Source organism: Vibrio neptunius, assembly GCF_000967495.1.
Taxonomy (GTDB): domain Bacteria; phylum Pseudomonadota; class Gammaproteobacteria; order Enterobacterales; family Vibrionaceae; genus Vibrio; species Vibrio neptunius.
Genome location: NZ_JXXU01000053.1, coordinates 40,132 through 62,367 on the forward strand (window position 1 = coordinate 40,132; position 22,236 = coordinate 62,367).

General features: G+C 44.1%; 17 protein-coding genes and 1 pseudogene. 15 read left to right on the forward strand and 3 right to left on the reverse strand.

Features of this window, described 5'->3' with window-relative positions; translation table 11 throughout:
- Positions 1–8: 8 nt before the first annotated feature.
- Positions 9–3,218, reverse strand: coding sequence for a methyl-accepting chemotaxis protein (locus TW84_RS18700; protein WP_045977143.1), 3,210 nt, complete (start codon positions 3,216–3,218; stop codon positions 9–11).
- A gap of 504 nt (positions 3,219–3,722) precedes the next feature.
- On the opposite strand from TW84_RS18700, the gene TW84_RS18705 reads away from it, so the two are divergent.
- The 13 genes from TW84_RS18705 to TW84_RS18765 all read left to right on the forward strand — a co-directional run bounded on the left by TW84_RS18705 (position 3,723) and on the right by TW84_RS18765 (position 17,933).
- Entirely contained in the window at positions 3,723–4,016 is a 294-nt protein-coding gene (locus tag TW84_RS18705) for an STAS domain-containing protein (RefSeq protein ID WP_045977144.1), read from the forward strand.
- The gene (locus tag TW84_RS18710) at positions 4,009–4,368 is read left to right on the forward strand and encodes a response regulator (protein ID WP_045977145.1); all 360 of its coding nucleotides are present in this window, start codon (positions 4,009–4,011) and stop codon (positions 4,366–4,368) included. Before TW84_RS18705 ends, TW84_RS18710 begins: the two co-directional genes overlap by 8 nt.
- 46 nt (positions 4,369–4,414) lie before the next feature.
- The gene (locus tag TW84_RS18715; protein WP_045977146.1) at positions 4,415–6,496 is read left to right on the forward strand and encodes a chemotaxis protein CheA; all 2,082 of its coding nucleotides are present in this window, start codon (positions 4,415–4,417) and stop codon (positions 6,494–6,496) included.
- Positions 6,497–6,502: 6 nt separating this feature from the next.
- Positions 6,503–7,051, forward strand: a complete 549-nt coding sequence (locus TW84_RS18720) for a chemotaxis protein CheW (protein ID WP_420806557.1) — start codon at positions 6,503–6,505, stop codon at positions 7,049–7,051.
- On the forward strand, positions 7,048–7,518 hold the full coding sequence (locus tag TW84_RS18725; protein ID WP_045977147.1) for a chemotaxis protein CheW: 471 nt from the start codon (positions 7,048–7,050) through the stop codon (positions 7,516–7,518). Before TW84_RS18720 ends, TW84_RS18725 begins: the two co-directional genes overlap by 4 nt.
- Positions 7,519–7,622: 104 nt before the next feature.
- Positions 7,623–10,334: an aerotaxis transducer Aer2 gene (gene aer2 / locus TW84_RS18730; RefSeq protein WP_045977179.1), complete on the forward strand. Its 2,712-nt coding sequence runs from the start codon at positions 7,623–7,625 to the stop codon at positions 10,332–10,334.
- Positions 10,319–11,173, forward strand: coding sequence for a CheR family methyltransferase (locus TW84_RS18735; RefSeq protein WP_045977148.1), 855 nt, complete (start codon positions 10,319–10,321; stop codon positions 11,171–11,173). The genes aer2 and TW84_RS18735 overlap by 16 nt, the downstream gene beginning before the upstream one ends.
- Before the next feature lie 8 nt (positions 11,174–11,181).
- Positions 11,182–11,826 carry a chemotaxis protein CheD gene (locus tag TW84_RS18740; RefSeq protein ID WP_045977149.1) on the forward strand — a complete coding sequence of 215 codons (645 nt, stop codon included), beginning with the start codon at positions 11,182–11,184 and terminating at the stop codon, positions 11,824–11,826.
- Positions 11,826–12,863 (forward strand): protein-glutamate methylesterase/protein-glutamine glutaminase, encoded by a 1,038-nt coding sequence (locus tag TW84_RS18745; RefSeq protein WP_045977150.1) that lies wholly within the window; start codon positions 11,826–11,828, stop codon positions 12,861–12,863. Before TW84_RS18740 ends, TW84_RS18745 begins: the two co-directional genes overlap by 1 nt.
- A 33-nt stretch (positions 12,864–12,896) precedes the next feature.
- Positions 12,897–14,060, forward strand: coding sequence for a methyl-accepting chemotaxis protein (locus tag TW84_RS18750; RefSeq protein WP_045977151.1), 1,164 nt, complete (start codon positions 12,897–12,899; stop codon positions 14,058–14,060).
- A 63-nt stretch (positions 14,061–14,123) separates the two neighbouring features.
- Positions 14,124–14,423, forward strand: a complete 300-nt coding sequence (locus tag TW84_RS18755) for an STAS domain-containing protein (RefSeq protein WP_045977152.1) — start codon at positions 14,124–14,126, stop codon at positions 14,421–14,423.
- 17 nt (positions 14,424–14,440) lie between these two features.
- Positions 14,441–16,135, forward strand: coding sequence for an ATP-binding SpoIIE family protein phosphatase (locus TW84_RS18760; RefSeq protein ID WP_045977153.1), 1,695 nt, complete (start codon positions 14,441–14,443; stop codon positions 16,133–16,135).
- Between the two features lie 124 nt (positions 16,136–16,259).
- Positions 16,260–17,933 (forward strand): DUF342 domain-containing protein, encoded by a 1,674-nt coding sequence (locus TW84_RS18765; protein ID WP_045977154.1) that lies wholly within the window; start codon positions 16,260–16,262, stop codon positions 17,931–17,933.
- 59 nt (positions 17,934–17,992) lie between these two features.
- Here the strand turns inward: TW84_RS18765 and TW84_RS18770 are convergent, their stop codons facing one another.
- Positions 17,993–19,126, reverse strand: a complete 1,134-nt coding sequence (locus TW84_RS18770) for a multidrug effflux MFS transporter (RefSeq protein ID WP_045977155.1) — start codon at positions 19,124–19,126, stop codon at positions 17,993–17,995.
- 124 nt (positions 19,127–19,250) lie between these two features.
- On the opposite strand from TW84_RS18770, the gene TW84_RS18775 reads away from it, so the two are divergent.
- On the forward strand, positions 19,251–20,006 hold the full coding sequence (locus TW84_RS18775; protein ID WP_240478200.1) for an AraC family transcriptional regulator: 756 nt from the start codon (positions 19,251–19,253) through the stop codon (positions 20,004–20,006).
- Between the two features lie 167 nt (positions 20,007–20,173).
- On the opposite strand, the pseudogene TW84_RS18780 reads toward TW84_RS18775, so the two are convergent.
- A pseudogene (locus TW84_RS18780) lies at positions 20,174–20,491 on the reverse strand (thioredoxin domain-containing protein); the annotation flags it as partial.
- A 572-nt stretch (positions 20,492–21,063) separates the two neighbouring features.
- Between TW84_RS18780 and TW84_RS18785 the strand changes: the two are divergent.
- Positions 21,064–22,182, forward strand: coding sequence for a hypothetical protein (locus tag TW84_RS18785; protein WP_045977157.1), 1,119 nt, complete (start codon positions 21,064–21,066; stop codon positions 22,180–22,182).
- The last annotated feature ends 54 nt before the right edge of the window (positions 22,183–22,236 follow it).

Here is a 22,236-nt window from a genome sequence, read left to right on the forward strand (position 1 = left end):
TACTTCATTTAGTTAGGGTAGTTACTTAGCTTTAGAACGGTCGAATTATTGGTTTCTCTTCTTGACGAAGGAGAGGCGTCTTCAATCTTAAAATTAGACAGTTGCTGAATGACACTTTTTACTTGTTCTTCCATTGATGTACTGTTACCTGACGCTTGTTCTACCAAAGCTGCGTTCTGCTGAGTCATACCATCCATTTCTTTGATCGTTTCATTTACTTTAGTAATGCGGTCACTTTGAGTAGAGGAACTGGCAGAAATGTCAGAGATCATGGTGTTGACTTTCTCTACGGCAGATACAATATCTTTTAGAGTTGAGCCAGATTCGTTAACTAATTCAGTACCTTCTTCTACTTTAGAGACGCTGTCTCGTATCAACTCTTTGATTTCTTTAGCCGCTTGAGCCGAACGTTGAGCAAGGTTTCGAACTTCTCCAGCCACAACCGCAAAACCCCGACCTTGTTCGCCGGCTCTTGCCGCTTCAACGGCTGCATTGAGTGCAAGTAAATTGGTTTGGAAGGCTATTTCATCAATTACGCCTATGATGTCTGAGATTCGCTTACTGGAACTATTGATTTCCGCCATGCTGACTACTGCCCGGTCAACCACCTCGCCCCCTTTCTGCGCTTTTGTCTGTGCGTCGCGAGCCAGTTCGGTGGCTAGGTTAGCATTGTCAGCATTTTGCTTCACAGACTCTGTCATGTCTGACATGGATACGGAAGTTCGTTCTAGTGACGTCGCCTGATCTTCTGTTCGATGACTAAGGTTTACTACTCCACTTGATAGTTCACTGACAGAACTGCGAACAATTCCAGCAGACTGGTTGATGTTCTTAATCAATCCCATCAGGTTTTCAATACTGGCGTTCACCGCTTGCTTTAATATAGAGAACTCGCCTTTGTAGTGGCCGTTGACTGTACAGGTTAAGTCCCCATTTGCTAGTTTTGCTAGGACATTCTTGCTCTCATTGATAGGTTCCACCATGGCATCCAACGCTTGGTTCATTCCTTGTACGATTTGTTTAAAATCTCCCTGATGGAGTGAGGTATCAGCGCGGCTGTCTAGATTACCCTCTACGGCTGATGAGGCTAATGAGTTGGCGTCGACGATCAGTTGGTTAATGGCCGAAATACAGGTGTTTAGATTGTTTTTAAGTTTATTGAAATCACCGTTGTAGTTTTCATTGATGGGTTGTGGTACGCGACCTTTCGCTATTTGGTCAACACAATCGGCAGCAACGGTAAGTGGTGTCACGACCGCGTCCAAGGTATTGTTGACACCTTGGATGATGGAGCGAAAATCACCTTGATGTTGAGAGACGTCTGCTCGTGCAGATAGATTGCCTTTGACTGCGGCATCCGCAAGCCCATTTGCATCAGTGATTAGCAAATTGATCGCAGAGATACAGGTATTGAGGTTATCCTTCAAACGATTGAAGTCACCTCGATAGTCATCCGTGATAGTCTCTGGTATCTGGCCTGCCGAGATTTTTTCGATACAATCTGCTGCCATGGTTAAAGGGCCCACAATTGCGTCGAGCAGCTCATTAATGCCATCGCCCAGCTCATGCATGAACCCGGATAAGCGCGTTGTATCCAAACGTGTACTTAGCTGACCCGATGTGGCGGCTCGGATGACATTTTCGACTTGTTGCTCGGCGTCTCTCTGCTCTGTGAGGTCCGTCCATTCAATAACGGTTCCTAGTCTCGCTCTGTTATCACCCAGAACAGGGTTAGCGATAACGTTGTAGGTGCGATTATCTAGGCTTAGTTCAACATTGACCCTAGCCTCTGAGCTATTCAGAATACGTTGATATTCGTTCGTCTGATTGAAGTGACCGATGTTTGCCCCTAACAAATTAGTGGGATCAAATCCGCTGATGGACTTTCTAAAACTTGCCGCATTAGTATTGAACTCATTGAGCATTGCGTGATTGAGGTAAATGAGTTCATTGTTGTTATCCGCTACCATGACATTGGCTGAAACTTGGTCCAGCGCTTGTCGTATCCGGCTATTTTGTTCAGCTAAAACTCGCTCCTGTTCCATTCTCTCTTCTAGGCTATGTTGCGCTTGACGCAGATTTTGTTGCATTTTGGATAGCGCCTTGAGCAACATGCCCGACTCATCATTAAAGTTATAACTTACCTGATTGTTCAGTTCTCCAGATGCAATAGAGTTAGCAATTTGTACAGCACTTGAAATGGGGGTAGTGATTCTTTTTTGTACAAAGTAGACGGCCAAAGCAGTAAGAAGTATTGAAACTAAAGTTAGAATAATATCTTGTATTAACAAGTATCTCGCTTTGTCTGCATAAGCTTGGGTGAGGGCAATAACATCGTTTGCTAATTTATCTTCAACTTGCTTTAGCATGTTGATTTTTGATGTTTGTGCGGTGAACCAGACGGAAGCATCAATACCAAAATTACCAAAAGTCCCCTTTCTTATCGCCACCTGACGATAAGCAAGTGTTTCATCAATAATTGGTCCAGTCATGATCTTTTCGTAGACAGCCAATTGAGAGGGAGCGGCGAGCGTTTTAAAGACGTTCAAATAATTATTTTGAGCCGATACCAAGTTGAGGAAACGCTCGTATTGGCGTCCTCGAAATGTATCTGTTGAAAAGACATTCGTTAATACGGTCCGTTCTAATCCTGCCCGTTCTTTGCTTTGTAAGAAATTCACATATGCCGCAGCCATGGAACTGAGCTCACCACTTGAGCTGGCTTTAGATAAATGAACAATATCTGCAAGAAACAGGGCGTTCAGCTCGGTATAGAAACTAACAGCTTGGCTACTAGGAATATTTAGTGTGTCAATGGCAGATCTTGTTGATGCGATGTTGCCGAGTTCAGTTATTGAATGATTCAACTGACTTTCAAACGCCGAACCGTAGATGGCGGGATCAAACCTATCCATAAACTGCCGGAGTTGTTCTCTCTTCGCATTGACACTCTCACGTTGTTGCTGGAGTTCTTTGAAGAATCGTTGACCCCGGCTGTTGATGAAACCAGCGGATACATCACGCTCGTTTTGCAATTCATGAACAAGGGCGCTTGCTTTAACGGAAAACTCAGACAGCATCAATATATTGTTGTCTTCCTTGAGCAATGCCATATTTCCCATTACTTGAGTTTGGGAAAAATACACCAAACAAACAACGGGAATGACAACAATGGCTATTAACTTCCAACGTAGTTTTAGATCAGCAAAAAGGCTCATAGATTTATTCCTATGTTTCGTCTTCCAAATCGCCAAGTGCGAATGTCTGTTATGTAAACGTAACGTAATAATAAAATATGAGCTTAGTTTAATAGGGTGTGGATTGCGTATTGCTTGTCTTGGAAATGTTACTTCTATCGACTACAGCTTGAGAAAACATCACACTCGTATGCGCAGATTTACAATGTAAACTTACCATATCACTGGTTGTTCGCGTATGTCGTAGAGAACCACTAACTGATGACAAGCTTAAAAAATGTTTTTGATTTCTATGTCAATTGTCATTTATCTACAAAAAGAGTGTGGAAATTATTTCTGAGGTGCACACAAGGCTAAGTGACTAAAAAATAGAGTGTTTAGCTATAGTTTAACTAGCGATATATGATTTTTGATTCATAAAATACTCGAGTGCGTTTGCTAAATGACTATTCCTTCCTAAACTCAAAAATAAGCGAACAGCTTCCATAACGGCTAGGAAAATATAAGAAAAGTGTAGGTAGAAACATGGAATGTTTACTTCCTGAGTCTCTAGACATTTCTACAGTGCTAGATACAACAACTCAGTATCAAGAATGGCTTGCAAACCAAGATACTATTCACTTAGACGCCACAGCAGTGGTGAGGGTGGATGCTGCAGGTATACAACTCCTCTCTTCTCTTTTTATTTCCGCAAAGAAGAATCAACGAGAAATTCAATTGCTTAAACCTAGTGAAGTTTTGCTCGAAGGCATTGAGACGCTGGGTTTACAAGACGTATTTGATTTAAAACTAAAGTCGGAGAGTAATCAAAATGACTAAGATTCTTGCAGTAGATGATTCTGTATCAATTCGTCAGATGGTAAGCCACACATTACGCGATGCCGGATACGAAGTAGAAACCGCCAACGACGGCCAAGATGCATTAAACAAAGTGGCGAGTAGCAAATTTGATGTGGTTATTTCAGATGTCAATATGCCCAACATGGGAGGGTTTGAATTAGTCAAAGCGCTTAGGGGCAAGCCACAATATAAATTTGTTCCAATTTTAATGCTCACGACCGAAACCAGTACCGAGAAAAAGCAGCAAGGTAAATCGGCTGGTGCGACTGGGTGGTTGGTTAAACCTTTCAATCCAGAAACGCTACTCAAAACACTAAAACGCGTTATTTAAATAAGATTAGTATTCATTAACAACGTCGTTTGGCAGGGAACCGCTCATGGCTTTAGATATGGAACAGTTGCGCAAGATGTTTTACGAAGAGTGTCGTGAAAATCTTGAAGTGTTGGAAGATGTGCTGCTTAATTTGGATGTGACCTCTATTGACGAGGAGTCCATCAATACTATTTTTCGGGCTGCTCACTCTATCAAGGGAGGAGCGGCTACGTTTAATTTGTTCGATATCAGTGAATTCACCCATTCCGTCGAAGCTTACCTAGATCGCGTCCGTAATAACGAAAAAGAGCTCACAGCTGGGACGGTGGATCTTCTTCTTAAAAGTGGTGACTGTATTCGAAGTATGCTCGAGGGGCATGAGCAGGGAAGCGAGGTTAATAGCGAATTACAACAAGAAGTCAGTGCTGAACTTCATCAATTGTTAGGCGAAGACGTTTCTACGCCAGATTGTCAAACCACACAAAATAAGGCTTCAGTCGATGAGGTGGAAGAGCCTGAGACTGACTCCACTCAAGGTGATTGGCATGTCATCTTTGAGCCTCATCCCGAGATGTTCTTTAGCGGCAATGATCCACTCCGAATTCTAAGAGAACTAAACGAACTTCATCCTTCCTGTGTGATCACTGTGATCACTGAATCTTTGCCTGATATTGAGGCCATAGAAGCTGAGCTTTGCTATCTCAAGTGGCAAGCGCAACTAGCTGCCGAGGTCGAAGAAGCAGACATTCGAGAAATTTTCGAATGGGTGGAAGATGAATGTGAGCTGTCGATTGAATTCGTCTCACAACCTTCGACCGTAGAGGAGAGCAAACCATCAGAGTCGGTGGAGCAGGAAGCGGCTGCTGCCAAAGATACACACCCAACTGTGATGGCAAAAGCCGAACAGAAATCAGCCAAAGTGGCTAAAACGGAGTCTAGTGTCAGTTCTATTCGTGTTGATATCGACAAGGTAGATAGTTTGATCAATTTGGTTGGTGAGCTGGTGATTACCCAATCAATGCTTACTGAAATTGGCAATGACTTTACGATGGAAAAGCTTGAGAAACTCAAGGTAGGCTTGGCGCAGTTGCTCCAGAATAGCAAAGATCTGCAAGAAAACGTGCTCAACATTCGAATGTTACCAATGAGCTTTGCTTTCAGCCGTTTCCCTAGGCTAGTTCGAGATTTATCCAATCGCCTAGAGAAGCAGGTCGATCTACAAATTCAAGGTGAGCAGACTGAACTGGATAAAACCGTATTAGAACGCATTGTCGACCCTCTGGTTCATTTGGTGAGAAATGGGATTGATCACGGAATAGAACAACCTCAAACCCGATTGGAAAGAGGCAAAGAAGAGCAAGGTGTGATCAAGTTGAATGCCTATCATCAAGGTGGGTCAATCGTGATTGAGATTAAAGATGATGGAGCGGGTTTAGATTGTGACAAGTTGTGGAACAAGGCGACTGAAAAAGGTGTACTCGCACCAGATGCGCGCCGTGAAGACATGAGCGATAAGCAGATCATGAACTTGATCTTTGCGCCGGGTTTTTCGACCGCAGAAGAAGTGTCTGATATCTCTGGACGAGGTGTTGGAATGGATGTAGTCAGAAGAAATATTGAAGAACTCGGTGGTCACATTGAAGTCGAATCGGAATTGGAAGTGGGCAGCTGCTTCACGATCAGCTTACCTTTAACGTTGGCGATTTTAGATGGTCAGTTGGTCAAAGTTGCTGGTGAAGTGTATGTCATCCCGCTCTTAACTATAGTGGAGTCGATACAGATTGACCCTGAGTGTATCAAAGTTGCCTCTGGAGGTATTGAGTTATACCGCTTGCGCGAAGAAAACATTCCAATCCTGCGTCTCCAAGAAGAATTAGAGATGGGTCAGAGTGGTTCGCTAGATGAACGTATTCTTTGCTTTGTTGAGGCTGCTGGTAATCGGGTTGGGCTACTATTGGATGAGTTGCTTGATCAGCAACAGGTGGTCATTAAGAGCTTGGAGTCGAATTACAGTAAGGTGGCTGGTATTTCAGGCGCCACTATTCTTGGTGATGGTTCAGTATCGTTAATTCTCGACATACAAGGGCTGATCACCAATTTCCTCAATCGAGCATCAGACTCAACGCATAGCGGCTTGGCTGCATAAGGAAGTATGATGGAATCGATGGCAGCGGAACAAGTAGACTCTCGCCAAGCAATTGAAGCTAAGGCTCAAGCGGTATTAGAGCAAGTCAGCGAAGAGGGAGTGTCTGAAAGTGCGGACTTCTTAAGTTTTAAGCTTGCAGGTGAGTTATATGGTGTTGAGATAAAAGATGTTGAGGAAATTCGTGTCTGGGAGCGTCCAACACCGATACCAAGAGCACCACAGTACGTGAAGGGAGTAATAAATCTACGTGGAATGATTGTTCCAGTTGTGGATTTACGAAGTCGATTTGAAATTGGTGAATGTGAATATCTGCCAACTACGGTTGTGATTGTTTTGCGTTTTCAGACAGAAGAGAACGAGCGTTTGATGGGCCTAGTGGTTGATGCAGTGAGCGATGTCGTTAGCCAAGGGCAAAATGAGCTTTATCCAGGAGTGGGTGAATCGGCCGTGACTCCTTATCTTCAGGGATTAATCAACGTAGGTGAGCAAGTCATGTCGCTACTCAATACCGAAGAGCTCCTCAATATAGACAGAATTTTGAGGGGCGTTTCATGAGTATTCCATATGAATTTTTGAGCTTTGTCTTAGGGGGAGATGAATATGGCGTGCCTATTTTGGATGTGCGTGAAGTTCGTGGTTGGAGCTCTGTACGAGAAGTCCCTAACTCTCCAGATTACATGCTCGGTGTTTTGGAGATTCGTGGAGAGTATGTCCCCATTGTTGATTTACGAGCTCGCTTTGGATTGCCCCCAGCAGAGATCAGCGCCACCACGGTGGTGATCGTTCTCAATGACGCAGATATGCATCCGCTTGGCATCATTGTTGATGGTGTCTCAGAGGTTTATCCATTAACCGATGAGCAGATAAAGCCCGCACCGCATGTATCTCATACCGTTGATCATAGCTATATCAGAGGTATCGCCTCTGTTGAAAATGGTCATCTGATTTTAATAAAACTTGAGGCTCTGTTTGATGTTTCAGAGCTTGTTGTACCTGACCAGAACGAAGAGAGTTGGGCCTAAATACGTCAAACGAAGCAACCAGTGAGAGGTGACTCATGGCATTTTGGAATCGGAAACCACAACCTGCTGCAGAGCAATTTTCATCCATTGCGCAGGATAGTTTAATGGAAGACTACGAGCCGGAAAGTAATCAAGGGTTATCGAAAGATCAACTCTTCTCTGCATTGAACGCTGCTCAAACAGCACTGATGATGATCGATAGGGATTTTAACATCACCTACGTGAATCAAAAATCACTGGACTTACTGAAAATGCACGAGACGCTGTTTCAGTCGCTGTGGCCAAACTTTCGTGCCGATGAAAAGTCTTTAATCGGCTATTGTATTGACGGTTTTCACTCCAATCCAGCGCATCAGCGCCAAATGTTGTCCAATCCTTCCAATCTGCCTTACACCACGACCATTGACGTCAAAGATGTAAAAATTGAGTTGAATGTCGGCGCCATCATAGACGGACAAGGTAACTACGTTGGTAACACACTAGAATGGGCTGATGTGACGGCTTCGGTTGCCCAGCAAGATGATATTGCTAGGTTGCAAGCAGCGGTTGACCAAGCCCAAACGGCTATGGTGATGATCGATCGTGATTTCAACATCACGTATGCCAACCAAGAAACCCTCAAGTTATTTGGTAAACACGAAGCGACATTACGAACAGTATGGTCAGGCTTTACGGCTTCAGAAGAGTGGCTGATGGGGCGTTGTATTGATGAATTTCATAAGAACCCCGCTCATCAAAGGCAATTGCTGTCGGATCCGTCGAATTTACCATATAAGACCGATATTCAGATTGCAGAGTTAACCATAGAGCTGAATGTCGCTTCGATTACTGATTCGCAGGGCAATTACATAGGTAATACTTTAGAGTGGTCAGATGTCACCGCGATACGTGCTCAACAAGATGATGTGGCAAGGCTGCAAGCGGCGGTTGATCAAGCTCAAACCGCGATGGTAATGATTGATCGTGATTTTCTTATCACTTATGTCAACAAAGAAACCATTGATCTTTTTGGCCAACACGAGTCTAAGCTGCGTACGGTTTGGTCTGGCTTTAGGGCATCTGAAGAGTGGCTGATGGGCCGTTGTATTGATGAGTTTCATCACAATCCAGCCCATCAAAGGCAGCTCCTTTCTACACCAAATAATCTTCCCTATAAAACGGATATTGATATTGCAGGTATCAAAATAGAGCTCAATGTTGCTGCGATTACTGACGCGCAAGGCCAGTACATTGGTAATACTCTCGAGTGGCGTGACGTCACCGAAGAGCGTGAAAAAGAGCAGGAAGTCGGTCGTTTAGCCTCGGCGGTAAAAGGCATGACGACGAACCTAATGATGGCTGATAAAGATGGCATTATTCAGTATCTCAACCCAGCATTGGCCACGTTACTCAAGTCCAGAGAGAGTGATTTACAACAAGCGCTACCAGGATTCGATGCTAGCAATTTGGTCGGAAAAAATATTGATGTATTCCACAAGAACCCGAGTCATCAGCGAAATATTATCAATAACCCCGACCGCTTACCCTTTAGCTCAAATATTGCCGTGGGTGGTCTTGAGTTTAATTTGACCTGTATTGCCATGCATGACGCGCAAGGCAATTACATTGGCCCAGCGTTGCAGTGGGAAGATATTACCGAGCAGCAAGATGGTCAGCGTCAGGTTGAAGCATTAATCCAACGTGCCATCTCCGGTGAGTTAAACGAGCGAATTGATACCTCTGTTTACAGTGGCTTTATGAAAGAGTTGGGGGATGGGATCAACAACCTACTTGATACCATGGTTGAGCCAATAGGCCAGTGTATTGATGTGATGAGCCGTGTGGCGGATGGGGATCTGAATACCAATATGTCGGAAGACAACAAAGGCGAATTCGGTCGTCTATCGGATGCCGTCAACACGTCGATTCTGAATCTACGCAATATGGTTGATAAGATCACTCAGGCCTCGGCACGAGTTGCTACCGCTTCTACTGAAATAGCTGAAGGCAACAATGATCTTAGCCAACGTGTAGAAGCACAGGCTTCCAATCTAGAAGAGACAGCAGCAAGTATGGAGCAAATGACGGCCACGGTTCGTCAAAATGCTGATAATGCGAAAGGAGCAAACTCTCTTGCGGAAGATGCGACTAAGAAAGCGAGTAAAGGCGGTGAGGTGGTGGGCCAAGCGGTTTCAGCAATGTCGGAGATCAATACCGCGAGCAAGAAAATTGCTGACATCATTGGTGTTATCGATGAAATTGCCTTCCAGACAAACCTATTAGCACTGAATGCCGCAGTGGAAGCTGCACGCGCTGGTGAACAAGGGCGCGGCTTTGCCGTTGTCGCGGGTGAAGTGCGTAATTTAGCGCAACGCAGTGCGGCTGCGGCTAAGGAAATCAAAGGCCTAATTAAAGACAGTGTTGAAAAAGTAGACGAAGGCTCACGATTAGTAGACGAATCAGGTGACACCTTGAGCGAAATTGTCGAGGCCGTGGAGAAGGTGACTGAACTCATCGCACAGATAGCGTCGTCTAGCGTTGAGCAATCGACTGGTATTGATGAGATAAACCGAGCGATAACGACCATGGATGAGATGACTCAACAGAATGCATCGTTGGTTGAACAAACCTCGGCAGCTAGCCAGTCGCTTAAAGATGAAGGTAAGCAACTCATTCACTTAATGAACTTCTTTGCTTCTGATGACAACGTCGCGAGTTTTGATACATCGACGAAAGAGACTAGGCAGAATGACAATGTTAGGGAGATAAGAACACAGCGTGTCGTTAACTCTGGTTTTAAAGCCAGCGAGGAAGGGGACGAATGGGAAGAGTTCTAAACCGAGAGGGCGGCGGACTGTCTGGGGAAGAGTTTGAACTGACAGATAAAGACTTTAAGTTTATCCAGTGGTTCATGCACAAACATGTGGGCATCTACTTTGCAGATAGAAAGCGGGCAATGGTTTATGGACGAATTAGTCGTCAGCTTAGGCGACTGGGGCTTACTCGCTTTGCCGATTACAAATCTGTGATCGAACAAGACAGCAACGAGCGAGTGAGGTTCATCAATAGCCTAACGACCAATAAAACGCAGTTCTTTCGTGAATACCATCATTTCGAGTTTCTCGAGAAGGTACTACTGGAAGAGTGGCAGCAGCAGGGGACGGAAAACATTAAGATTTGGTCTGCGGGATGCTCAACAGGAGAAGAGCCATACAGCTTTGCCTCTTCTCTTTACTGTGCAAATGCATTCGAGATGTTTGAGCGAGTCTCGATTACTGCCACCGATCTTGATAGCAAAGTATTGTCGCATGCAAAAGTGGGAATTTATAACGATGAAGCCATTTCTTCAATCCCCAAGCAATACCTGAAGCGCTGTTTTTTTAAAGGTAAGGGCGACCAAGAAGGCAATATCAAAGTGGCCAAAGGGCTGCAGAATTGTATTCAGTTTGCTCAGCTGAACTTGTTGGATAAATGGGATTTCAAACAATCTTTTGATTTAATTTCTTGCCGCAATGTCATGATTTATTTTGATAGGCCAACTCAAGAAAAACTGATCAAACGGTTTCATCAACAGCTTGCACCGAATGGAATTTTGTTTATTGGACACTCTGAAAGTGTAGGAGCTTGTAGCAATATTTTTCGTCACTTAGGCAAAACCATCTATGTAAAACAATAGGGACAGCTATGATTGGGCTAAAAAACGGGAAGCCGAAAAACGAAAACAGCCATTTCAATCGCTTTTATCATCCTCAAAAAGATAAACACATGATCAAAGTGTTTCCTGGAGGCGTATATTGCACTCGAGAAGACGAACTCATTGCTACGGGGTTAGGCTCGTGTATCGCGGCGTGTATATGGGATGAATATGCCGCCATAGGAGGGATGAACCACTTTTTGTTGCCTTTCCATAACCACTCTGAAATTAACGCCTGGCGTCCAAATGAGGTGGTGTCTACAGCATCACGCTACGGTAGCCATGCAATGGAAATGCTAATCAATACTTTGATCACCCATGGTGCTAGACGATCATCCCTCAAAGTGAAATTGTTTGGGGGTGCACAAATGCTGGGTCGCCACTCTATGATCGGAGAAAAAAATATCGCCTTTATTCTTAATTATGTCGAGCAGGAAGAACTGTCGGTCGTGGCGCAAGACTTAGGAGGCGTTGATCCGCGCAAAATCATCTTCAACCCACTAACAGGACAAGCGTGGATGAAGCGGATCCCCTACAACGAAATCCACCACTTGCAGCACGAAGAAGATAAGTACGCTAGTCAATTGGATAAAGAAAGTCACCGCCCTCATGATGATGATGTGGAGCTGTTCTAATGAAAAAAATAAAAGTACTGGTGGTTGATGATTCTCCTGTTTTTAGAGCCTTATTGGCTCAAATGATTAATGCTGATCCTTTGCTGGACGTTGTCGCTATGGCTGAAGACCCTTATCAGGCGAGGGATCTAATCAAGATTCACAACCCAGATGTGCTGACGTTAGATATCGAAATGCCCAAAATGAATGGCGTCCAATTCTTAAAAAACCTGATGCGATTGCGCCCAATGCCCGTGGTGATGATATCCACTTTAACTCAGCATGGTGCGGAAGCCACATTAGCTGCACTTGAGTTAGGTGCTGTGGACTATTTTCCCAAACCTGCTGTCGATAACACGGGTGAAATGGTCAATTACAAAGATCAAATTACCGACAAAATCAAGATGGCGGCAGGCGCCAATGTTTTCTTGGACCGCTCTGCACATACTCCTGCACAGAAAGTGGCCCATACTAGTTTAAAAACCAAAGTTGAGCTGATTGCTATTGGCGCCTCTACGGGAGGAACCGAAGCGGTAAGAAATGTGCTGTCAGCCCTTCCTTCTGGTTTGCCCCCGATTGTCATTACCCAGCATATCACGGCGATGTTTAGTGCGTCTTTTGCTCAGCGCCTCAACGATCACAGCGACATTCAGGTACAAGAACTGTCGGCCAACACCGCGCCTTTAGTCAATGGATGTGCGTATGTCGCTCCAGGCGACAAGCATCTGGTGGTGGTAAAGCGTGGAGCGCACTTGTATTGCCAGCTCGATGATCGGCCCGCGGTTAATCGTCACAAACCGTCAGTGGATGTGATGTTTGATACGGTGGCAGAAACGGTTGGACAAAACGCGCTTGGCATTATTTTAACCGGTATGGGACAAGATGGTGCTCGCGGTATGCTCAAAATGCGTCAAGTGGGTGCAATGACCATTGCTCAGGATAAAGCCTCTTCCGTTGTCTGGGGGATGCCAAGAGTGGCGGTAGAGATGAACGCGGCTCAGAAGGTATTGAGCCTGAAGCAGATACCTCAACAGATATGTGATTGCTTAAAAAAATGAGACCTAGAAAGGGCATGACGTCAGGGATGTACTATGAATAAGAAAACTATCACCGCAAAAACTCGCTATAGTTTAGCAATAGGAACACAGATTGTGTTGTTATCCATAGGCATGACTTTGTCTTCATCTATTGCCCATGTCGCCGTGATGGTGTTAGCCGCAGCGGTTCCTTGGCTTGTTTTTCCACGTACGGCTTCAGTGCCTAAATCGCTTGAGAAAGAAAAACAAACATTGGCCAAACACAAAAAGGTTGCGATGCATAGTGTCGGTGAATTACTACACAAGATTTCTTCGCAGCTCAATGAACCGCTAGATCATCAACATGGTGTGGTGAGTGAATCTGCCGAAACGTTGAATGAGAGTTTTTTTGAGTTGCAGAGTCTAGCGGAAAGCCAAAATGCGATTGCTGAAGAATTAGTGACAAGCATGATGGGAAATAAAGACAGTGCATACGATATCACCCAGGTTTTACCAAAGACCGAAGGCATTATTCGCCAGTTTGTCGATACATTGATTAACGTGTCGGAGAGGAGTATCTCTGCGGTCCATAGCATTCATGATATGTCGGACAAATTGGATACGGTATTTAAGTTACTCGCTCAGGTTCGTGGCTTGTCTGAGCAGACCAACCTCTTGGCGCTGAATGCGGCCATTGAAGCCGCCCGGGCTGGTGAAGCAGGGAGAGGTTTTGCAGTCGTGGCGCAAGAGGTGAGGAACCTGTCGGTAAAGGCCGAGGAGCTGAATAGCGAAATCGAGAAAGAAATCAATATTGCCCAAAATACGGTCAAAGAGGCCAATAAAACGGTTGGTGAAATGGCCTCGATTGATATGACTGAAGCGATTGAGTCAAAAGAAAAAGTGGATGATATGCTTCAGGGAGTCCAACAAGCTAACGTCGCGGTTGAACAAGAAGTTCAGAAAATTAAATCGATTGGCGCCACGTTACATGGGCGTGTCGGGGACGGTATTCGTGCATTGCAATTCACAGACATCATTGTCCAGCAAGGGGATTATGCCAAACACAGTGTGGTGTTTTTAGAGCAGATAACAGACTACCTGACGGCTTATGAAAATGGCACCATTGACGAGCAAGCATTTAGTCAAGCAGTCGCAGAGTTGAAATCTAGTATTGAGCATCGAGGCGCTCCAGCCGCTTCTCAGGAAAATATTGAAGAAGGTGAAGTGGAGCTATTTTGATGCCCAAACATAACCTATTGGTCGTGGAGGCGTGCTCGCCTTCGTTGTTGAAAAGGAGACATCATGTCGATAGAAACCCAAATAGATTCGCAATCTAAGCAAGTGACCATCTCAATTGAAGGGGCTTTTGGCTTCAATTTAGTTCAAGAATTTCGTCGTTGTTACTCTGACAAGAAGGACTTTCGTTTTACGATAGATTTGCGCAAAGTCGATTATATTGACAGTGCTGGGTTGGGAATGTTGCTCAATATGCACAACTACCTAGAGCAGGAAGATGGAATGATCCGTATAACTAATACGTTGCCACAGGTGCGTAAAATACTGACCATTTCTCGTTTTGATAAGAAGTTTCTGATCGAATAGCGGTCAAGGAGGGTCGTATGCATGTCATGATAGTTGACGACCACGCTACGAATCGAGAGCTTTGTCGTTTTATGCTTGGGGAGATGGCGGAGGAAATCACGGCATTTGAAAATGGTGAAGGCGTGGTTGACGCCATGTCCCAAATGTCCTCTTTACCAGATGTGATCTTACTTGATGTAATGATGCCTGTTAAAGACGGGTTTACTACGGCGAAGGAGATCCGTGAGGCATTTCCTAAATTGCACATCCCAATCATCTTCCTGACCGTTTTAGATGATCACGATTCTTTTGAGCGATGCCTGACTTTGGGTGAAGACTTTATACCTAAACCTGTCGAGAGAAGTGTCCTTGTTGCAAAGGTACAAGCGCATTATCGAACTTTGAAAATGCACAATGAGGTAAAAATTCAACGAGATGAGTTGAGTAAATTTCACGAACAAGTTCGCTATGATTATGCAATTGCTGAGTCAATTTTCTCCAATCTGATGGATGAAATGAGTTCTCAAGTAAAAAGCATTTATGGCATCAACTATATTTCTACCCCATCTACCGTTTTCAACGGCGATTTAATCGTTGTGGCAAATCGGCCGCACGGGGGAGTATACGTGATGATCGCTGATGCGACAGGGCATGGACTACCGGCTGCAATTTCAGCTATTCCTGCGACCCGAGCGTTTTTCTCTATGGCGTCGAAAGGTCTGTCTCTAGGAGAGATTGTCCGTGAACTCAATGATGTGCTGGTGCGCTTCCTTCCAATGGGCATGATGCTGGCTGCCAGTGTCTTTGAAATCCGAGCAAATGGTTTCGAAGTTTCTTGGTGGGGCGGTGGCCTACCAGATGGTTATCTGCTCGACAGAGATGGCTCAATTAACAGAAAGCTCGTCTCTACACATATGCCTCTAGGCGTGCTAAAGGCACATGAATTTGAAGCTGATCTGGTTCACTTCAAGATGGAGCCCGACCAAAAGATAGTCTGTTATACCGATGGGGTTATTGAAGCAGAAAATAGCCTCGGAGAACAATACGGCCAAGAACGTCTTGAACAAGCCTTAACGACTGGTCGTGCACTGATTCCAACCTTATTTGAATCAGTGCGGAAGTTTGCGAGTCGCAATGTTGGCGATGACTTATCAATCTTGGCGATGGAGTTTCCCATCTCCAACAGCAATGACAAAGTTGTCCAGCAAAGCAGTTACTATATGAGCAAAACGCCCGCTCAATCGAAAATGCATTTTCCAGCTGGTGTGCTTAAATCGGTCACGATCATGAATGAAGTTAGGCAGTTTCTGACAGGGGTGATAACGGGGCCGCATTTAGATCTGGTTTGTTCCGTTCTGTCTGAGCTTTTTGCCAATGCGATTGAACATGGACTATTGCACTTAGACTCGACAATCAAGGAAGAACCTGATGGCTTCTTTACCTTTTATCAATTGCGTGAAGAGAAACTGAAAGAACTTTCTGAGGAGTTTTGGGTGACTCTGCTGATTGATTTCAAACCAGAACAAAAACAGCTTGTCTTGGAGCTAGAACATAATGGTGTAGGGTTCGACTACCGTAAGTTGCAGCACAATATTGATAAGTCTTTAACGCATGGACGGGGGATTGTATTGGCTTCAGAACTCTGTGATTCGTTAAATTATTCGAAACAAGGAAAGCGTGTTAAGGCAGTGTACAGTTTAGATGCGAAACACCACTTCCCAAGCTCAGCTTAGGTCTATTTACAGTGTAAAAGCGCCTGAGAAGTGACCTAAGCCGTACTTTGTCACAAATTTAATACTGTATTTTGCGAGGATTATATAAACTAAAGTTATAGAGACGGGATTAAGTAGGCTGTAAATGTGGGACAAGTTAGTCAGCTTATCTGATGATAATCAACAGGTTATTGCTAAACTACGACCAGATATGAATATCGATGGTCGTTTTGATAGTAAAGGTGTTGAAGAAGCGATAGCAGGCTTAGGTGCGACCGGTTTTTGCGTATTGAGCGATGAAATCACTCGATTCATTAACTGTGCCAAAGAAGGAAAAAGCGAAGCTTTGGTGGGTTTCGCTATCGCTGAAATTAGAGATGCTGTGGTTGAAGTGGTATTATCGGAGCATGATATGCTAGCCAGTATGGTGGTCACTGGGGCTTATCGTGGCTCGCCGCTTAAAGGCCCGCAAATTGTACATGCATTAGCTCAAGCACACGTAACCAAGGGCATAAATAAACTCGCACTGAAAAAAGTGTTGATGATGAGCCATCAATTAAAGCCAGGGGATACCTTTACCCAGCCTGTCGCTAAAGGCAAAAACCCTATTCAAGGACAAGACGCCAAATTCATTCCCTTAGTTAAAGATATCACCAAACAAGTGCTTGCTCCGTCTCAAGATGAAGATGGTAAAGTGGATATGCTCGATCTTGGCGAGACGGTCACTGTCGAAGCAAATTCACGCCTCATGAAGCGTATTCCTGCGACGAAAGGATCACCAGGAATGACGGTTCAGGGTAAGCCTATCCCACCAAAGCCCGGCAATGATGCCATGCTTAAAGCGTCTAAAGGCTCAGAAATATCACCCGATGATCCGAACTTGCTTATTGCTGCGGTTTCAGGGATGCCAATGATTAAAGAACGTACTGTAGAAGTTGAAGATGCTCTATGCCTACCAACTATTGGGGTCGCAACAGGGCATGTCAAATTTAAAGGCAACGTGATAGTTACTGGTAATATCGAGTCCGACATGATGGTTCGTGCTACTGGGAATTTGACGGTTGGTGGCTTTATTGAATCTGCAGATGTTCAGGCTCAAGGGGATATTGACGTAGCTAAAGGTATCATCGGTCACAATGTGTCAGAAGACGAAGAAAAAAGCTGCCACGTAAAAGCGGGAGGGTCAATAACCGCGAATTATGCTCAGTTTTCAGAACTTCAAGCCGCAGAGAATATCAACTTGGCTGTACATTGTATGAATAATGAGATTCGTTGTGGTAAAGATCTAACCGTATCAGACGCTGCTGAAAAGCAAGGTACTTTAAGCGGTGGCAGCGCTAAAGTTGGTGGCAAAGTGACCTGTGTAAACCTTGGTGTTGAGGGGGATACAGCAACTTATATCAATCCATTTGCCCGCTATCAAAACTTCAAAGATCGTCAGCAGAAATACAAAGAGCAATATAAGCTCGCTCAAGAGGCGACGATGGACGTTGTTCGTAAGGAACTGGAGTATAAGAAAACCCCTAAATCTGAGCGGAGTGAAGAGGAGGGGGCCAGTATCGAGCAACTTAAAGTGGAATCCAACGCACGTCTAGAGAAAGTGAAAATGGCACGAGACAGGCACGAGCTAGAGCTTGAACAAGCTTTGGCAGAAAGTGTTGTTGAAGTGAAAAACAAGGTTTATACACACGTGACGGTTCAATACGGGGACGAAAAAGTCATTACCAAACGAGTGCATGGCACCAGTACGTTTTCTTTTAACCAGTATGAAATTCGATGTGCCTCGGCAATGGATGAGGAAGCGCTTGAGCAAGAGTAATCTAACCGCCTACTGAATATAGATAAAAGCAGCCAATATTTTACGGCTGCTTTTTTTACCTAATGGTACTGGTTGTACGATTTTACGGTGTAGGATACTAAAGCTATCATAGAGCAGCCTAACAAAACTGTACCCAGCTGCTGAACCTGTCCCGCGACAACCAAACCTATGCCGATCTGCATATAATAGATCAGGCCTAATATGGCTCCGCTAGAGCCTGTGTAATGCTTGTAATCTTTAAGCGCTGCACTGATGACATTTGGAATAGCAATGCCAAATGCCATCACCACCAGCATCATCATGATGACAAAGTAAATACTGTTCTGGGTGAGATAAACCCCTAGGCTTCCAAGGCCAAGAAGTGTAACTGCTAGCCCAACCAGTGTTGACGATGGAGTATGTTTGCTCAACAAATACTTGTTTAAATAGCTACCAATTAAGGTACCGACCCCCAGAACAATACCACTATAACCAAACTGGGCAGAGTTGAAGCCAAGCTTAGTAAAGATGAAAGCCCCCAGTTGATAGTAGGAAAACAAGGCGATATTGAAGACGGCAATCATGATCGTTGAGTACCAGATATGACCGTCCTTAAGCATCGATGTACCCAACTGGCAAAGGTTAAGCGGTTTTTTTTCGCGCTGAGTTTCTGGGAGCTTCCACAAGTTGTAAACGACCAGAACGACAGCCATGACCAGTAAGGTTGAAAAAACATAATTATGTCCTCCCGCTTGTACCAGCTGACCACCTATAGACATACCAATAACGGGGCTGATAGCGATCCCCATACTCATTAAACTGAACACTTTCCCCAGAGCTTCTCCATCAAAGACATCTCTTAACATGGTTTGAGTCACTACCGAGCCAACTGCAATTCCAAATGCGCTGGCAGCACGAGCAGTGATCAACCACTCAAATTGTGTGCTGAGCAAAGCAATCAATGTTGATAGGCCGTAAACCGTTATTCCTCCTATCATGGCAGGCCGTCTACCCCATTGATCAGCAGCAACCCCCCAAAACACGACGCCTAATGCAAAAGCGATAAAATAGACAGATAAGGTCTGTGAAGCTTGAGCGTTGGTGACGGAAAAAGAGTGAGCGATAGAATGTAATGCCGGACTATAGATGGTTTCGACAACCTGCGGAAACATCAACATAGTGAACATTAGCCAGAGTGAAGGTTTAGGCTGCATAGTTAATCCTCAATAAATTTGAATTGGAATCAAGTATAAAGAGCGCTAAAATTTTCCATTAACGACAATAACACCAAAAACATCAAAATTAGGACAGGTGGGCGTGCTGATCGACGAACATACTATGTTTGATCCCGATAAAATTGATTCGAAAGTGGTAGGAATTGCGGCTGATCTTGGCAGACACGATTCTGGTATGCACAAGCACCAAAAAGGTCAATTGTTGTACGCGCCAAGAGGGTGCATGAACTTCGCGCTGTCGAACTCTGTGTGTATCCTTCCACCGACTAAAGCGGTTTGGATTCCGCCAGATACTGTGCATCGTGCTTTTATGACCAATGTAGTGGCGTACCGTTCGCTGTATTTTGATTGTAATGCTTTTCGTTGCCCAGACAGCATTACCATTATTGAAGTCAGCGAGTTGCTGAAAGCGCTGATCAACAAAATGGCTTTCTGGCCAGTAGACAAACCCGAAATAGAAATGAACAACTACACTGCTCTGTTCTGGGAAGAGTTTGATCATAGCAAGACCTACTCCTACGAGTTGCCATTGCCAACCGACCGAAGGTTGAATAGTTTTCGTCTTCGGGTATCAGATGAGGCATTTTTGGCTCCAGATTTGGTGACGTTAGCTAATTCAGCTGGAGCTAGCACTAAAACGGTCACTCGCATTTTTAAAGCCGAAACGGGCATGTCTTATCAGGAATGGAAGCAGCAATGGAGAACGCTTAAGGCGATAGAGCTATTGTGCCGAGAAAGGCAAGTGAGCGACGTTGCGCATTGGCTAGAGTTTTCCTCAGACAGTGCATTTATCGCATTCTTCAAGAAGCAAATGGGCCAAACACCGCTGAGTTTTATGAAACATAACGCGTCTTATTAGCTTAGCTCAATTTTTAGTACCGCAACCGTTTGTTTTGAACCTAAGTTTAATCAGATATAGGCTGTTTTACTGAAAACAAAGTTAATGGTTATGACGACTTACACCTGTGGTCAACCCACCTCTTGGTTAGCGAGGCGGCATAAAACCAACCATTTGAAGACGCTGGCCTAGTAATCTAGCGTACCACGGATAGGGTAGTGGTTCTCGGGATTGCGAATACAAGCTAAACCGCGTGTCAGTGCCCCTAACTCTGGTCGTACAAATGGGTTGTTGGATAGGTCAACCACGTGTAAATGGCCGTGTTCATTCACGACAAATAGCTCGGGCTCGGCAAAGTTATGGTCGGTTTCGGCATCAGAACGTGGTAGGGAAATATAAAGCCCTAGCGTCTTCATTTGTTGACCACTTAAACCATAGGCGATTGGGAAACTGACATCGAGCTTATCCAAGTGTTGCTCTAATTGTTGTTTCGACTCAAACTGCACATCATTCAGCCAATGCTACCGGGATAATCAATCTACCGAGTACCTCAACAATGTCATTATCTACCTAAATTAACAATATTCATGTTCTCGTCACTTTCGTCAAAATATGATTTTTTCGATTTAAATTCTCGTTAAAAATAAAAATAACACCTAAATATAGGTATATCATCATAACCTATTAGTTAATTTAACTGTCACTTCTATCATCAAAAAGTCATTAAATTTCGGCTGACAACAAATATCTATATCTATTTTTATAAATAGAATTGAAGTTATCATAACAAATCTAAAAAACGGCTATTAAGTGTTCAGTTATTCTTAAGTTTGCTAAAAGTATTGCTTTCAAGTTGCTGATTTTAAATGGAATAAAAATTCAATCATGGTTTAAATGCCATTCTAATCCCCTTTTTGCAAACCCGATAAAACCTCCGTTAATCTGAGCTGAAGATTTAATGGTAAGGAGGTTCATAGTCTCTAATTAATTTAGAGATAAAATCTAAAGCAAAAATAATAATTAAATTAATAGATAGAAATTAGCAATGATTACACTTATAAATAATAAGGGATTAATAATGAGCAAGTTAAAAAAGAATATATTCGTCATACTACCGTTAACTTTACTTTCTACATCAACGTTTGCCGCCATTAATGGTAGTTATGAGGTTTCATCGATCATGCTAAGTGCGGATCATAATGAAAGCCTTGGCGCTCCGATGCCTTTCTACGCCAATGGCAAAATGCAATCTAAGCTCAATGTCACGGTGGCCTTTTCTGACCGTTACGGTTCACCTGTGACGGTAAGCAATGATGAAGTAAAGAATGCAATTTCGTTTTATCTGAAAAGCAATGACGTCCAATTAGGCCAGGACAAAGACTGTAGCTATGGGCGAGATTGTTGGGGTTATACCTACAACGAGAATGACTACGCCCACCAAATCAGTGGCGCTTATCAGAGTATTAAAAGTCTTCCTAACTCACGCATTCTCTCAACAGCATCAAACAAGCTAACGGTTTGGGTATATGGCAACGAAACGGCTCAATATCGCCAAGTTTGTGCGCAAATCAAGTTTGATAACGGCAGTGTCTACGATAGCTGTGCTTACCCATATGATGAAAGTGCTCTGTACCAAGGTGTGCAACCTAAAGAATACAGCGCTTCTGAGTTTGCTGACATTGGCACAGGCGAAACCGTTTGGAAAGATGAAGGTGACGGTTTCTATTTCGACAAAGCTGAAGTCCGTAATTTCTACATCACACCGACGGACACCTCTATCACTATGACCAAAGTTGCCATGGATAATTGGGAAGAATCGAACAGCGACAAAGTATTCCTGAGAGACGAGTGGCTTGGCTGCTACAGCGATTGTCCAAACGGATTCCGCTCGGTGAAAGGCTATATCTTTGAACCCGGTCGAGAGCGCACGGTTTCAGATGAATACGTTTGGAATAGTGCTGCGGGTGAGGGCCGTACAGCTACATGGCGTGTTAACCAAAAACTACGTTCGGTGACATTGAGTCAGCTTCTTTTTTCAGGCAACACATCAATCAACGATTCTCAGAAAGAATATCGTTTCACCGCTTATGACCAGTACGGAAATAAAGCACGTCTAAAACTAACTTACCCTGAAAGCCAGTTTAGCGGTGGCGGTCAGGAATGGGACTACACCCAATGGAACCTAGTTAACCAATAATATCTCGCCTGAGAAAACCGTTAGCCCACATACGTTGGGCTAACTTTCGCCTTA